The following is a 14,595-nucleotide window of genomic DNA, read 5'->3' as shown; positions in this document are numbered from 1 at the left end:
CAAACGCAAAAGAGATAAGCGTCGGGCGCTTATCTCTTTTGACCGGTCACGCTGGAGTTTTCGTCACAACTGACGGGGAGAAATTGCCGGCTCCGCCGAACTCCCGCAAAATTTCCCGGGACTCCGTCTTCACGCCGGAAATTCCGGCTTGGGATAATGTGCCGGATGGTGCCGCCTGTACAGCCTGCACACCCTGACCGGCCGGTTGAACCGCCGGCTGGGCCTGAACCGCAGCGGTTTGAGCGCTTGCCTTCAGGGCTGTTCCTGCCGCAGGCGAAACGAGAATCGCAGTTGCCATCACAAATTTTGCTGCCGTCTGATTCATTCTTGTCACTCTCCTTTTTCTGTGGGCTCCTTTTCAGTATAAAAGAATGAGCGCCCGGTTCCTCGGCTTAACAAGGGGGTTCTAATCGGCGAAAATTTCATACAGCAGACGGGTTGCCACGGCGTACAAAGCCATCTGGCGCTCCGGACTCTCCCTGTGGAGAGGCAGCATCGAAAGGAACAGCAGCGCCTCGATCTTGGCGACATCCCGGAGACGGCCGCCCAGATACCGGTCCCAGTCGCGGAGAAGCCGGAGCTGCCCATCCGTAAACGGGATTTCCAGCCGGATGTCATTGCCCGCCGTTTGCAGAGAATATCGCCCGTGGACAATATGCTCGTACCCGTTCAAGCTGTGTCTGATTTTCGCCAGGTCGTACCGCCGGTCGCCGTAGATCCCCGGAATGCCGAAGCTGCCCCGGGGATCTACCAGTTTGACGGCCTGTTTGTCCGGCGCATAGAGCACATTGGAGAAACAGAGGTCGCCGTGCAGAACAGCGATAGCCGGATTACCGAGCAGGGACCGGAAATCTTCGAGATGGCTCTCGAAAATCCGGAAGGGGCAGAGCACCATCGTTCCGTTCAGCCGGTAATAGCCCTGGTTGTAAAACCGTCTGGCCCGCTCGTTGCCGTTTAAAAAGGCCGCCATGCGCGTCTGGGTCTTGCCGATGTACATCTCGTGCAAACAGGCTGGATCCAACTCGGCGGGGAAGGCGGCAAACCGGCCGAAGAGCTGATCCAGCCGGGCAAAGACGCCCGCCCAGCCTTCCTGATCCAGCCGCCCGCTCATGTACAGCTCCGATAAAGTCGGGGCCTGGATATACTCCAAACACAGATACACTTGATCTTGCAGCGAGTAGCCCAGAACACCGGGGATATACGTGTGTAATTCCTCCGGCAGATTCAGGTACCAGCTAATCTCGTCGCGGAGTTTCTTGTCGCGGCGGCTCGTTTTGCGGACGGACCGCCCGTCCGGCCCGATCGTGAGCCGGTTGAAATAACGGGAGCGAATCGGCTCCGTTTCCATAGCTCCTTCCCCCTTTCGCGTTATCCGCAGGACGGCGCTTCCCGCCTTTGTCCCCGGTAAACCGAAGGGTTTATCCCGACCAGCCTTTTGAAGACCCGGCCGAAATGCGTTAAATCCCCATAGCCGACGGCATAGCATACATCTGTGACCGGCACTCCTTTTTGCAGCATGGCCTTCGCTTTCTGAATGCGTTTGTTCATTACGTATTCCTTGAAGCCGAAGCCGAAATATTCTTTAAACATCCTGGAGTAATGACACCGGCTGACGAAAATACTCGATGCCACTTTCTCCAAGGACAGATCGTTTTCGCATAAATTTTGTTCGATATATTCAAGAGACTGATACAGCAGCGGCGAAATTTCCGGCTTGCCCGGCAAATCGGCGGACGGCTTGGATAAAAGCCCCACCGAATCGAGAAAAGAATAAAACACGAAAAGATCGCGTTTGTTCACTTTAAGCAGCACCATAATCGGGCTTTGCAGCTGAAGCTCCTCGATTTTCCATTCCTCCGGGAGCGATTCGTCGAAAGACAGGAAAACGAATAGCTTGTGAGCTTTTTCCTGCCGGCGGAGCGATCTTGCGACAGCTTTAAAATCAGATTCGGCAATGATAGACATGTGGGAAAACAACCTCTGTACTCGTTCGAACTCGTCTTCCTTAAGCTGATGGCTGATAATAAGTAGCACGTCCACTGGCACCCATTCCCCCTACACGTAATGGTTTCGGTGCCGTCATGGTATCAAACCGCAAGAAAGAAAGATCAGGTTCTCTTGCAGGACATTAGGATTTTTTTGACTATTATAGAATTATATGAAAAATATTTCTTTTAAGCGGATTGATAGTCGCGCAAAATATCGTATATCGCATCCAGCCCGTGACGAAGAAAGCCGGCGATAGCCGGCAAAGGCCGTTCTTCCTCCCGCATGCGGCGGAAGTGGCGGAGTATCCGCTGGTTATACGGAAACGGCAAACGAGAGGCGTTTCTGCACGCCTCCGGGGCTTCCAGACGAAACCATTCGTCAAGCCCCTCCAGCTTCTCCGGCGTTAGCGTTCCCCTCAGTTCCTCCGACAAGCGATCCAACTGCCGGATCAGATTCTCGGCTGCCGTCCCCATCTCCCTCCCTCCGTTCCATCGCCATCACTTTAAGTCCGGGCTTGAACGCCTTGTCCGCAGCGGACAGGGGCAGCCTGCGGTAATAGTCCAGCTCCTCGGGCGTAAGCATATACGTCTTGACCTGGCTGTTAACCGGTTCGGACGAATCCCGTTCCATACGGGAGACGACCGTCCTCTTCTGGATATGAATCGTTGCCATTAGCGGCATCCTCCTTAAGATACGAAAATTAGCCTTGCAGCTGACGGATCAGGAAAAGCGGGCTCAGGTCCTGCGAGGTGCCCGCCGCTAGCAGCTCCCGCCAGCTTGCCGAGGCTCCCGGACGGAACACTTCCTTCCGCAGATGCTGCAGCGCTTCTTTCCCGTGCCATTCCTTGAAGCGAATCTGAAGCGTGTGCTGAAACTGGGAGGCTGCCGCCTCGCCGAGCAGGTAATTGTAGTAATAGACCGGGAGCGTGGACAGATGCGCCTTGGCGGCCCAATACGGATAATCCCACTCGGCCGGCCGGGGTATGCCCTGCACGTCTTCCACGAGATCCCACCATAAGCCGTTTAACGGCTGTTCGGGATTTGCGTATAATTGCTTCTCGAATTCCACCAGAGTCAGCGTCCAATACAGCCTGACCAGCGTTTCTTTCCGAAGCCGTTCCTGACCGGACCGGACATCGGCCTCGGGCTGACCGCCGAACAGCCCCTCCCTCCACTCCGCATCCCACGCCAGTCTTTCCAGCAGCAGGGCGGCGCCCTCGCTCAAGAAGGGATGGGCCGGCTGACGCAGCAGAAACGGAAGCGAAGGATCCAGCTCCTGTTCGAAAAGGGCATGTCCCGTTTCGTGGAGCAGCACCGCAAGCCCCTTCGTGTCCGGGGACAAGTTGCAGGACATGCGGATATCCCGGCTTCGGTCCAAGTTCAGGCAGCAGTTCGCCTGGCCTTTGCCCGGACGCTCCGCCAGATCCGCCTTGCGGATGACGGCGTTCAGATCGAATCCGCGTTCCAGCAGCCACCCGGACACCTTGTCCGCCATTTCATCCGCGCCAGCCGCAAGCGGCTCCTCCATCGCATCATGCATCTGGAAAAACGGATGCGCATAATGCCAGGAGCGGACCTCGCTCCGCGCGATGTGAAACCGGTCGGCCAATTCCAGGTCGATCCCGCATTTCACCTCCCGGTAGGCGAAATCCAGACCGCCGCGGATTTGCCGGATCAGCTCCGTCAGCTTGTCGAGCCCGATCCCGGCGGTCTCCAGCTTCATCGCGAAGTAATCGTCGTAGCCGAGCCGCCGGGCAGCGCGGTTGCGGAGCTTGACCAGCTCCAGAAGTTTGGGCGCGGTGAGCTCGCCCAGCCGCATTCCCGCCTGCCAGATCTGCTTGCGCTGCCGGCCGTCCTTGAGCCTGCGCATCAAGACCCGCACCGCCTGCTCCGACAACAGAGTGCCGCCCGCTTCCGCGCGGAACGTGCCGATCGTGTAATGCAGATCGTTCCACAAAGAAGCGGCGGCCTGCCGTTCGTCCGCCTCCATCCGGTGTTCCGCCATTTCAGCCTGCAATACTTGCAGTTGGCGCTCTTGGTCTGCGGGCAGGCCCGGATGGTTCAGCCAATATTCCGCCTGCTCGCGCAGGACCGGAGAGGCTAGCGCCTCCTGATAAGCCTGCTCATCTTGTTCGCACTGCTTGACGTAACGGAATTCGCCCGTCGTGATTACTTTCCAGAGCGAATTCATCATCGGGACGTATAAACCGGCCAGCTCGCGGTTCGCTTTTCTCAGAAAAGAGTCGGCGTTGGTCTGCAAACGTTGTTGTGACAATCGTCCTTCCCCCGTTTCGGTTTGGTTCATGACTTGAAATTGAGAATCCGGACGTATTCGTCGGGAGTATTTCTTCCCGCGCTGCCGAGCATGCCCGTAGAGGCCAGGTTCTCAAGCTGGATCCGGCTGATTCTGCCCATCATAAAATCATAGAAAGCCCCTACGACCGGGTGAGGGTGCTTGCGGAAAAACGTGTCGTGGCTCTTCCGGATAAAATCCGCATAAGAGGCGCCCTGCCGCGAATGCGCCAGATGCACATTCACCGCTTCCGGGCAGTAAGCGAAGGGAATCTGCCGGCGGTGGGCCCGGTAGCCCAGCTCCAGGTGCTCGAAGCCCCACTCGCGGAACGAGTCGTCGAAGCCCCCCAGATCCCGGAACAGCTCCAGAGGGAGGGACATATTCCCGCTCAAGGCGGCTATCCACGGAACGGGCGAAACCGTCGATCCGCTTTCGTTAAACAGCCGGTAAACGAGCCGGCAGTACTGCGGAATGCGGTCATATTTCTGCTCCCCGTAGCGGGCCAGCACCAGATCCCGGTTATGTTCCGCATCCGGGACGTAGAGTTCCCGGACCTGCCCTACCACAAAGTGGCTGTCGTGCTTCCGGCCGGCTTGTTCATGCGCTTCGATGAATCCCGGCCTCGGTATCCGGTCGGCATCGCAGAACAGGACGCAGCCTTCGTCCAGAAGCCTCGCTCCGGCATTACGGGCGGCCGCCCTGCCGCTGCGGGGGATGCGCACGTAAGTGAGATTCAGCCGCCCCCTGTAAGCTTCCGCAACCGCGTGGACCGGCTCTTCGGACCCGTCGTCTACGACGATAATCGGGCAGCGGTTATAAGGGGCCGCTTGCCTGGTTAACCCGTGCAAAGTCAGGGATAAGGCGTAGGCTTGATTGTAAACCGGGATAACCACATTCATTTTTGTCATAAAACACCACCTCCGGACCTGACGGCCCAACTGAAACATACGCTTTGCCGCATTATAAAACGCTTTCCTTATCGGCCGCTCGGCTTTTTATTCCGGCTGAATGCCGATAAAAACCGATCGTTAGTTCGCACAAAAAGATAAAATAAAGGTATCTGTAACACGCGGAGGAGGACTGCTTTCGGGATGAATGCGGACAGAGGAAGAACGGTCAATTCGGTTTATATCGACGCTTCCGCGGACGAGATCTGGTGGTATGTGGCGACAGCGGAGGGCTGGAAACATTTTTTGAGCGACATCGCGACTTATTCGGGGGCGCAGCCTGATATCGCCCAAGGGGACGAACTCACTCTCGTAATCGGAGAATTAACGAATCGCGCCGTCTGCACCGAATGCGTTAAACCTGAGCTCATCCGGTTCGACGAGCGCTACACGTCCATTTTGCCGGACGGCTCCCTCTGGGAATACCACTTAAGGACCTCGTTCGCTTTCGAACAAATCGGCGGCGGCACTTGTACCCAGGTGACCGTCACCGTTGAAGGCTATACGGAGGATGAAAGGATGCAGTGGGTCAGGGAATGCGGAGAAACGGGCTGGAGACAATCTCTTTTTCATCTGAAAAATACAATCGAGCTCGGCCTGGATCTGCGCAACTCGATTTTTAATTATCCCCGACTGGGGGTCATGAATTATACGGCAACCGCCGCACAACTGGAAGAGCAGGGGCTTGCCGACGCGGGCATACGGGGGAACTTCATCGCGACCGTGTACCCGAACAGTCCGGCCCACCGGGCCGGTTTGCGCGGCGGGATTATCGTGACGAGCCTCGGAGGAATGCCGGTTCCGACGTATCACGATTTTGTAAAAGCTCTCTCCCGCTTTTACGGAACGAACGCGCCCGCCGACATTGTTTTCTACGAACGGGGAGAACGGCACGCTGTAACGGCGGATTTAACCTACGACGACCAGTTTACCGGCATGATCGATCCAAACGAAGTTTCATTGGATGAAATCAGCGTAAGGCGGCGCAAGCTTTCTGCCGTAAAGGAACAGGAATAAGCAAAAGGGCAGCATACGGCGAGGCCGTGTACTGCCTTTTTTTGCGGATGTTCCCATTATGGCTCTACACAGAGGCTTCAAGCGGGCGGCAAATTCTTCCGTGCGTATACACTCCCCTAACATTCGGCTCGTACAATGGAAAGAGACCGGCCGCTTTTCCACCAAATGAGTAAGGAGTTCCTGCACGATGCCGTTCAACAAAACCAGACCGACCTCCCTGTTCCTCGCGACGCTGATCAGTTTTCTCGTCATTATAGGATTGTTTGCCGCGTTCGACCTGGCGGCCTTCGCTTATTTCAAGACCAAATATCACGGCGAAATTATCGCTCACAACCAGTCCATGCTTAAAAATACCGCCGAAAAATACAGCACGCATTTTTCCCGGATCAACACGCTTCTTTTCAATACGTACAACGATCCCGGCGTGATCGCTTTCAACCGGCATCTGCAGGGCGCGACGGATGAAGAGCTCCGTTATCTGGAGGCGAAAAGCATCGTTACCCGTCTCCGTTCGGATACCTCGAACCCGCACCTGTTTCTCGACAACCTCGTGGTGTATTTCCTGCCGCACGGCGTCACGCTCGACAAGGACGGCAGCAGCGGGGCGGAAGACCAGTACAACCGGCTGTACAAAAGCGCCGCCTATCCGCTCCCCTTCTGGGAAAACCGCCTGAAATCGGCGGATGCGTTCTCCCTGCTGCCCGCAGCGGATTTCAAGACGGTCTGGAATTCGCCCGCCGAGAAGAAGCTGCTGCCCGTCAGTTTTCATTTGAGCGGCAGCAGCTACCTCGTTACGGCTTATCTGGACGTGGACAAGACGCAGCACGATTTTCTCGGGGAAGGCGGAGACGGGCGCCTCTTTTACGTGCTGAACGGCGATGGAAGCGTTCTTTTCGGAACGGGTGAAGGCGGAGATCCGGTGGAACTTCCCGCATTCGAAGAAACAAGCGGAACCGCCGCTGCGGGCGGAATGGTTTATTTCCGCTATACAGGCGACGACGGTCTGACGTACATCACCGGCGTTCCCAATGCCAGCGTGGCCTCCCAGCTCCGGAAGCTGAACTGGACGCTGCTCGCGATTTTCGTCCTGTCGCTCGGCATCGCCCTTGCCGTCTCCCTGCTGAGCAGCCGCCGGATCAACCGGCCCGTCAAACAGCTGGTTTCGGCATTTATGAGCGGCAGCGGCAGCGGCGAGCCCAGCGCGATCCGGGAATTCGCGTTCATTCAGGAGAAAATTGCCGATTTGTTCAAGGAAAAGGCCGAAATCCGCAGCGAGCTGCGCAGCCGGCAGTCGCTTCTTACGAAGTACAGCTACATTAACAAGCTGAGAAGCATTCATACGGATATTCACGAATGGCAGGATTTTATCGCAAGCGACCAAAGCTTCCAGATTATCGTCTATGAACTCCGGTTCCGGCAGGCGAAACCGGGTGAGGAACCCGTCCCGCACGAACGGCTTGCCTCCTATTACCGGGAGCATCTCGATGTGCTTCTGAGGGAACACAGTCCCGGTTCGCATACGTTCCAGATGGAGAAGAACCAGATATTAACGGTCATCAGCGGCGCAGTCGCTGCTGACACGCTTCAGGCCATGCTCGGGGACATCCGGCACCTGTTCGATTCCGACAAGGAGCAGTGCCTGGCGGCCGTGGCGGTCAGCTCGCGGTTCGAGCACGCTTCCCAGTTCAACGATGCCTACCGGCAGGCGCTGGAAAGAGCGGGCCAAGCCACCCTGGAGGAGGAGACGCAGCTCCTCCTTGAGACGCGGTCCGGCCTGCAAGCTTGCGCGCTGAGCCCCGCCCGGGAGCAAGAGCTGAACGCCTGCCTGCAGGCCGGGGACGACAAGGGCGCCCTGGAGCTGATCGGCCGCCAGCTTGCCGAAATGCGCGAGTCCGGGGCCGGCGTCGTCCAGTTCAGGCAGCTTGCGGAGTCCATGGCGGGCAAGGTATGGAAGCTCATGGACATCTACAAAATCGCGCAGGACGCTGCCTGGCCCGTCAAACCACTTATGCGGAGGCTCAGGGAATGCTGCACCTTCGAAGACTATATCGAAGGCTACCGGGAGCTGTTCTTTTCCGCGGCCGCGCTTATCTACGAGAAGAAAGACACGGAAGATCCCGTGATCCGCTTCGTCATGGACGCTCTCCGGGACGGCTACGGGGAAGAGCTCTCCCTCGAAAATCTTGCGGACCGCCTCCAGATGTCGAGCGCCTATTTATCGGTCTATATCAAAGAGAAAACGGGAGCGAATTTCAGCGACCACCTGAATGCCATCCGGGTTTCCAAAGCGCAGGAACTGCTGACGGGGACTCAGCTCAATATTGTGGAAGTCGGTCTGCGCATCGGCTACCGGAACATCACTTCGTTCAACCGCATGTTCAAAAAGTGGACGGGGCAGACGCCCGGCGAATACCGCAGAGCCGCCAAGTTGACGGCCGAGGAATAAAAAAAGCGCCCCTCAAGGGCGCTTTTTGCGTATGCTCTTGCGATTGCGTTTGCGTTTGCGTTCGTGACTTGCGTTCGCTTACGTCAATATCCCTCAACCTGGAGAGCTTCCGTCAATTTCTCCGCCGCTTCACGCGTGCGTTCAAAAGCTTCGGTCGCTTCATGATCCGCCGCATTGGCTGATTTGATGGCTTCCAAAGCCTTCAACGTAGCTTCCGCGGCTCTCGATGCGGCTTCGCGGCTGGCGTGAATCAGCTTGGATAAGGAGCCCGATTCCGTGTTTTCCCTCACGATTTCCGCCATCAGAGCGGCATGTTCAGCCGCGGCCGTAGCTTCGAAACCTATCCGAACCGCTGTTTGCCGGAGTTCGTAGGCCCGGCTGTTTGCCCTGTTCGAAATTTCACGAGCTTCATTCATCAATTCGACATAAGCGGCAATCTTTTCATTCAAGGTCATCCGGTCCCACTCCTATAGGGCGAAATACGAGCTTATACTCCTTCTATAATAAGCTATTTAGGGGCAGGTTCAAACTCCCGCCCGCAGTGTCGATCCCCTACGCGTATATCCGGCGTGCGGCGGGTGCGGCATTCTCTCCAAATAAGAAAAAGGACAAGCCCGGGCTTGTCCTTTTTCTTATTCTTTCCCGTCGCGCTCCGGCCGACCGGCTTCGTCTGAAGCGGGTTCCCGGGGCTCTTTTGGAATCAGCTCGAAGATCTTGCCGGTTTCCATCGCCTCGATCAGCCTCAGCAGCCACTTGTAATAGTCTATGGCGTGCGCGATTTTCGCTTCGTCCGCTTCCAGCACGGCCTGAAGCTCCGGACTCTCTTCGTATTCCTTCTTCATATGCCGCAGTTCGACGAGCGATTTGTTGAGGGCATTCATATTCCCTTCCACCGCTTTACGCCATTTAATGGAGAAAAAATCACTGAAATTCTGGTACCAGTCCGGTTCCACCTCGTACAGGTCTTTGCGTGTGCCTTTTCCCCATACCTTATCGATCATTTTCAAATCCATCAGCGTCCGGACGCCGGTGCTCATGGATGTCTTGCTCATCCCCATCGTTTTGCTCAGTTCATCCAGTGTGACGGGGCCGTTATTGAAATACATATAACCATATAAGTGCCCGATCGACAAGGTAATGCCGTATAAATCCATATTTTTGCCGATGGAATCAATAACCCGTTCACGGTTTTTTTGAATTTTCTGGCTCTGCTCTGTCGTAAAGCCGCTGAGATCGTTCATGGTTTCCCTCCTGAGGAACAAGCTGCTGCTTCTCAACCTCTAAATTGTATTGTAATCAAAGACCCCTCGATAAGTAAAGAAAACACGAAAGAAGGAATACGGCGTTATACGGAGTATACTTAACGTATTGTACGTAAAGTTAAAACTGTACAAACATTTATAAGCTTATACGGACTTTGACGGTCAAAAAAGAATGCCGTTACACTGAAACAAGTCAGCAAGCCAGTCAAAAGACCCAGGAAAGGAGGTCCACATGCCTATCATTGAGGTAAAACAACTTACCAAAGTATTCGGATCGGACCCCAAGAGAGCTTTGACCCTGCTGGATCAAGGCCGCACCAAAGAACAGATTTTGAAAGAACACAGACTGACCGTGGGGGTCAATAAAGCGGAGTTTTCGATTGAACAAGGAGAAATCTTCGTCATTATGGGACTGTCGGGAAGCGGCAAATCGACGCTCGTCCGTCTGTTAAACCGGCTCATCGAGCCGACGGGAGGCCAGGTTCTTTTTAACGGAACCGATGTGCTTAAAATGAACCCCGAGCAGCTTCGTCAATTCAGACGGAAAAATATCGGGATGGTTTTTCAGAAATTCGCTCTTTTCCCGCACCGGACCGTACTTGAAAATGCGGAATACGGACTTGAAATTCAGGGTGTCGAACGTAAAAAAAGAACGGAAATGGCAACCGCCTCTTTGAAGTCGGTCGGCCTGGAAGGCTGGGAAAACAGCCTGCCCGACCAGCTCAGCGGCGGTATGCAGCAGCGCGTCGGCCTTGCCCGCGTGCTGGCCAACGATCCTGAAATCCTGCTTATGGATGAAGCGTTCAGCGCACTGGACCCGCTCATCCGCAAGGATATGCAGCTCGAGCTGCTGGAACTCCAGTCCAAGCTCAAGAAAACGATTGTCTTCATTACACATGACCTGGATGAAGCGCTGCGCATCGGAGACCGGATCGCCCTCATGAAAGACGGCTCCATCGTCCAGATCGGCACGCCGGAGGAAATTCTGATTCAGCCGGCCAACAAGTACGTGGAACGCTTCGTCGAAGACGTGGATTTGTCCAAAGTTCTTACGGCGGCCCATGTCATGAAAAAGCCGGAAACGATCTCCCTCGAAAGGGGGCCGCGGGTAGCCCTTCAGCTTATGCGCGACAGCGGCGTGTCCAGCTTGTACCTGACGAGCAAAGGGACGAAGCTGCTCGGTATCGTAACCGCGGAAGATGCCCTTCAGGCTCTCAAAGAAGGCAAGTCGCTGGAGCAGGTCATGCAGCGTTCTATTCCGACTGTTTCACCCGGAACACTGCTGAACGACCTGTTCGAAATGATGGCCGAAACCCGGCTTCCCGTTGCCGTCGTCGACGAGGAGGACCGGCTGAAAGGCATCGTCATTAAAGGAGCGGTGCTTTCGGCCTTGGCCGGAAATGCGGAACCGGAAGCGGGTGCTGTGCGATGAACCTCCCTAAACTTCCGCTCGGCAGTTGGATCGAATTCCTCGAAAGCTGGCTCACCGATCATTTCGGGCCGCTTTTCGGCGCTATCAAAGCGGTCATCGCCGCCATGGTCGGCTCCATCGAGACCGCTCTGACCGCGCTTCCCGCGCTCGTTCTGATCGTTCTGATCACGGCGCTTGCCTACTGGATCGGCCGCTGGCGGATCGCGCTTTTCGCGTTTATCGGCCTGCTGCTGATCGACAACCTGGGCTTCTGGGAGCTGTCCATGCAGTCGCTTGCGCTCGTTCTGACGGCGTCCATCCTGTCCATCGTGATCGGGGTGCCGATCGGTATTCTCTGCGCACGGCATACGCTGCTGCAAAATATCGTGACGCCGGTGCTCGACTTCATGCAGACGATGCCCGCCTTCGTCTACCTGCTTCCCGCCGTGTCGTTCTTCTCCCTCGGCGTCGTGCCGGGCGTAATCGCTTCGATTATTTTCGCGATTCCGCCTACGATCCGCCTGACCAACCTCGGCATCCGGCAGGTGCCGGAAGAGCTGGTAGAGGCGGCCGACGCCTTCGGCTCGACACCGGCGCAGAAGCTGGTCAAGCTGCAGCTGCCTATCGCGATGCCGACCATCATGGCCGGCGTGAACCAGACCATCATGCTGTCCCTGTCTATGGTCGTCATCTCCTCGATGATCGGCGCGCAGGGGGTCGGCGCTTACGTGTACCGGGCCGTCACGCAGGCCAAGACGGGCGTCGGCTTCGAAGCCGGTATCGCCATCGTCATTATGGCTATCCTGCTGGACCGTTTGACCCAGAATGTATTTAAAAAGAAAAAATCGAACTAAGGGGTGTCATCGTTATTTTTAAAAAATGGAGTTTGTTGTTGTCCGTCGTTCTCGCCGTTGCACTGGTCGCCGGTTGTTCCACCGGCGGCGGAGCCAAAGGCAAATCCGTCAAGCTGGCGTATGTAGCCTGGGATTCGGAGATTGCCAGCACGAACGTTGCCAAATACGTCCTGGAGAGCAAACTGGGCTACAAAGTCGAAATGCTCCAGGTTGACGCCGGGCCGATGTGGGCCGGTATCGCCGACGGAAGCGCGGACGCCATGGTTGCCGCCTGGCTTCCCGGCACTCACGCCTCCTATCTGGAGAAGTATAAATCCAATGTGGAGGATCTCGGCGCAAACCTGAAAGGCACGAAGACGGGACTGGCTGTTCCCGCTTACATGAAGATCGACTCGATTGAGGATCTCAAGAAAGCCGATGTCAGCGCGTCGCTGAACAACCAGATCATCGGGATCGAACCCGGAGCCGGCATTATGATGTCCACGGAAAAAGCGGTCGCCGACTACGGCCTCTCCGGCTACAAGCTGGTTGAAAGCTCTTCGGCCGCCATGGCTCAGGAGCTGCAAAAAGCTTATAAAGAACAGAAGCCGATCGTCGTCACCGGCTGGACGCCGCACTGGATGTTCGCCAAGATGGACCTGAAATATCTGGCCGATCCCAAAGGCGTCTACGGCGGCGAAGAAGAAATTCACACGCTCACCCGCAAAGGGTTGAAAGAAGACCAGCCGAACGCCTACAAGTTCCTGGACCAGTTCGAATGGACCCCGGACGACATGGCTAAGGTGATGGTCGCGATCCAGGAAGGCAAATCGCCGGAAGATGCGGCCAAAGAATGGGCCGACGCGAACGCCGACAAGGTGAACGCCTGGATCAAGGGCATCGAATAAAACCCTGGTTCCAAGGAGGCGAACGATGTGCTGCCCCCGGCAAAATCGTATAAAACCAGTCTGTATCTGAGCTGTGCCTGGAACGACAGGTCAGCCTTCCGCGAGTTGGTTGCGCTGCTGCATACCTACCGGGGCCGGGGCTTCCGCTTCGAAACGTTTCTGCTGCCGGAAGATCATCCGGCGGCCGACGCGGATAATGAGCGGTCCCTTTACGAGGCTGTGCGCGGCAAGATGAAATACTGCCAAGCCGTGCTCATTCCGGCCGATGACCGTCCCGCCTACAGCAGGTGGATCAACAAAGAAATCATCGCGGGCACAAGCGAAATGAACAAGCCGCTTATAGCCGTCCGGCCCCCGGATTCGGGAGAGCCATCCCTGATCGTGAAGCAGAATGCCGACCGGATTGTCGGCTGGGACGCGGAAGCGATCGTGCAGGCGATCCTTGAGCTGTCCGCAAAATAAGCGCGCACGCCGAACACCACTGTCCTCCGGGACAGTGGTGTTTTTTTGTGTGTAACTATTTCGGGCGCGATGCGTGTATACAGTAAGGAGGGAGAATATGGACGGGTATTCGTTAGACCGTATTTATCAAGCTTATTTTAAGGATGTGTATCGTTATTTGTTCTCCCTCTGCCTTCATCATCACACCATTCCGCTCACGATTTCAGTTTCAAGTTGGATAGAAAACAGCGTATCAGGGGTATCCACCTATCCGGAACGGGAATAACTACTCTAGTCGATTCTGAAGAGATGGACGGACTCTTTTAATGGGGTTGCAACAAGCTATTTGGACCAATACCTGGCATGATTTCGCTGCCTTGATAGCAAGGAGCACGAAAATACAACGTCGAATAAAAAGAGAACGAGAAGTGGAAGAGGAGTGTTCCTTAATGACAACTAGTAGAACGAATCCTAAGGTTGATGAATTTTTAAGTAAGGCAAAAAAATGGAAGGAAGAATATGAGAAGCTGAGAACGATCGTTCTAGACTGCGAGCTGACCGAAGAATTTAAGTGGATGCATCCTTGCTACACGTTTCAGAATAAAAACATCGTTTTAATACACGGATTCAAAGAATACTGTGCGCTTCTGTTTCACAAAGGCGCCTTGTTGCAAGATACCCATGGCATTCTAATCCGACAAACGGAAAATGTACAGGCGGCGCGCCAGATTCGGTTCACCACTGTTCAAGAAATCGTTGAGCTGGAAACCATCTTGAAAGCTTATATTCATGAGGCCATTGAAGTGGAAAAAGCCGGTTTGGAAGTGAATTTCAAAAAGAATACAGACGTCGTCATTCCTGAAGAACTTCAAACCAAATTCGATGAAATCCCGGCCTTGAAAACCGCTTTTGAAGCATTGACGCCCGGACGACAAAGAGCATACATTCTTTATTTTTCCGAACCCAAACAATCCAAAACCCGCGTGTCGAGGATTGAAAAATATGAGCAGCAAATTCTCGACGGAAAGGGATTAAATGATTAGTACCG

16 protein-coding genes are annotated in these 14,595 nt (G+C 55.3%); 8 read left to right on the top strand and 8 right to left on the bottom strand.

The window, feature by feature from the left end; all coding sequences use genetic code 11:
- Positions 1-46 precede the first annotated feature (46 nt).
- From ABH899_RS21010 to ABH899_RS20985, 6 genes are all read right to left on the bottom strand, one after another.
- A complete protein-coding gene (locus tag ABH899_RS21010; protein ID WP_218228988.1) occupies positions 47-325 on the bottom strand; it encodes a hypothetical protein in 279 nt (92 codons plus the stop codon).
- 81 nt (positions 326-406) lie between these two features.
- A complete protein-coding gene (locus ABH899_RS21005) occupies positions 407-1,348 on the bottom strand; it encodes a hypothetical protein (protein ID WP_370000214.1) in 942 nt (313 codons plus the stop codon).
- Between the two features lie 20 nt (positions 1,349-1,368).
- On the bottom strand, positions 1,369-2,040 hold the full coding sequence (locus ABH899_RS21000; RefSeq protein WP_009672127.1) for a helix-turn-helix transcriptional regulator: 672 nt from the start codon (positions 2,038-2,040) through the stop codon (positions 1,369-1,371).
- 327 nt (positions 2,041-2,367) lie between these two features.
- Positions 2,368-2,661, bottom strand: a complete 294-nt coding sequence (locus ABH899_RS20995) for a hypothetical protein (RefSeq protein ID WP_370000211.1) — start codon at positions 2,659-2,661, stop codon at positions 2,368-2,370.
- Positions 2,662-2,689: 28 nt separating this feature from the next.
- Positions 2,690-4,264: a M2 family metallopeptidase gene (locus ABH899_RS20990; RefSeq protein WP_370000208.1), complete on the bottom strand. Its 1,575-nt coding sequence runs from the start codon at positions 4,262-4,264 to the stop codon at positions 2,690-2,692.
- A 26-nt stretch (positions 4,265-4,290) separates the two neighbouring features.
- Positions 4,291-5,190, bottom strand: coding sequence for a glycosyltransferase family 2 protein (locus ABH899_RS20985; RefSeq protein ID WP_370000205.1), 900 nt, complete (start codon positions 5,188-5,190; stop codon positions 4,291-4,293).
- Between the two features lie 183 nt (positions 5,191-5,373).
- Here ABH899_RS20985 and ABH899_RS20980 point away from each other — a divergent pair, with 183 nt between their 5' ends.
- Together ABH899_RS20980 and ABH899_RS20975 are read left to right on the top strand one after the other, a co-directional pair.
- Positions 5,374-6,246 (top strand): SRPBCC domain-containing protein, encoded by an 873-nt coding sequence (locus tag ABH899_RS20980; protein ID WP_370000202.1) that lies wholly within the window; start codon positions 5,374-5,376, stop codon positions 6,244-6,246.
- 187 nt (positions 6,247-6,433) lie between these two features.
- The gene (locus ABH899_RS20975; protein ID WP_370000199.1) at positions 6,434-8,692 is read left to right on the top strand and encodes a helix-turn-helix domain-containing protein; all 2,259 of its coding nucleotides are present in this window, start codon (positions 6,434-6,436) and stop codon (positions 8,690-8,692) included.
- A gap of 83 nt (positions 8,693-8,775) precedes the next feature.
- Here ABH899_RS20975 and ABH899_RS20970 read toward each other — a convergent pair whose 3' ends face one another.
- Both ABH899_RS20970 and ABH899_RS20965 read right to left on the bottom strand, forming a co-directional pair.
- The gene (locus ABH899_RS20970; RefSeq protein ID WP_370000196.1) at positions 8,776-9,147 is read right to left on the bottom strand and encodes a hypothetical protein; all 372 of its coding nucleotides are present in this window, start codon (positions 9,145-9,147) and stop codon (positions 8,776-8,778) included.
- Between the two features lie 177 nt (positions 9,148-9,324).
- A complete protein-coding gene (locus ABH899_RS20965; RefSeq protein ID WP_370000193.1) occupies positions 9,325-9,933 on the bottom strand; it encodes a GbsR/MarR family transcriptional regulator in 609 nt (202 codons plus the stop codon).
- A 253-nt stretch (positions 9,934-10,186) separates the two neighbouring features.
- Here ABH899_RS20965 and ABH899_RS20960 point away from each other — a divergent pair, with 253 nt between their 5' ends.
- The 6 genes from ABH899_RS20960 to ABH899_RS20935 all read left to right on the top strand — a co-directional run bounded on the left by ABH899_RS20960 (position 10,187) and on the right by ABH899_RS20935 (position 14,590).
- Positions 10,187-11,386, top strand: a complete 1,200-nt coding sequence (locus ABH899_RS20960) for a quaternary amine ABC transporter ATP-binding protein (protein ID WP_370000190.1) — start codon at positions 10,187-10,189, stop codon at positions 11,384-11,386.
- Entirely contained in the window at positions 11,383-12,219 is an 837-nt protein-coding gene (locus tag ABH899_RS20955; protein WP_370000187.1) for an ABC transporter permease, read from the top strand. Before ABH899_RS20960 ends, ABH899_RS20955 begins: the two co-directional genes overlap by 4 nt.
- A gap of 38 nt (positions 12,220-12,257) precedes the next feature.
- Positions 12,258-13,106 carry a glycine betaine ABC transporter substrate-binding protein gene (locus ABH899_RS20950; RefSeq protein WP_370000185.1) on the top strand — a complete coding sequence of 283 codons (849 nt, stop codon included), beginning with the start codon at positions 12,258-12,260 and terminating at the stop codon, positions 13,104-13,106.
- 27 nt (positions 13,107-13,133) lie between these two features.
- Positions 13,134-13,568, top strand: coding sequence for a TIR domain-containing protein (locus tag ABH899_RS20945; protein WP_370000182.1), 435 nt, complete (start codon positions 13,134-13,136; stop codon positions 13,566-13,568).
- 97 nt (positions 13,569-13,665) lie between these two features.
- Entirely contained in the window at positions 13,666-13,833 is a 168-nt protein-coding gene (locus ABH899_RS20940) for a hypothetical protein (RefSeq protein ID WP_370000179.1), read from the top strand.
- A 163-nt stretch (positions 13,834-13,996) separates the two neighbouring features.
- A complete protein-coding gene (locus tag ABH899_RS20935; RefSeq protein WP_370000176.1) occupies positions 13,997-14,590 on the top strand; it encodes a YdeI/OmpD-associated family protein in 594 nt (197 codons plus the stop codon).
- Positions 14,591-14,595: the final 5 nt, after the last annotated feature.

Origin of the sequence: Paenibacillus sp. RC84 (genome assembly GCF_041260495.1) — a bacterium.
In the GTDB taxonomy this organism is placed as follows: domain Bacteria; phylum Bacillota; class Bacilli; order Paenibacillales; family NBRC-103111; genus Paenibacillus_F.
This window is presented reverse-complemented; position numbering and strand designations above follow the sequence as displayed.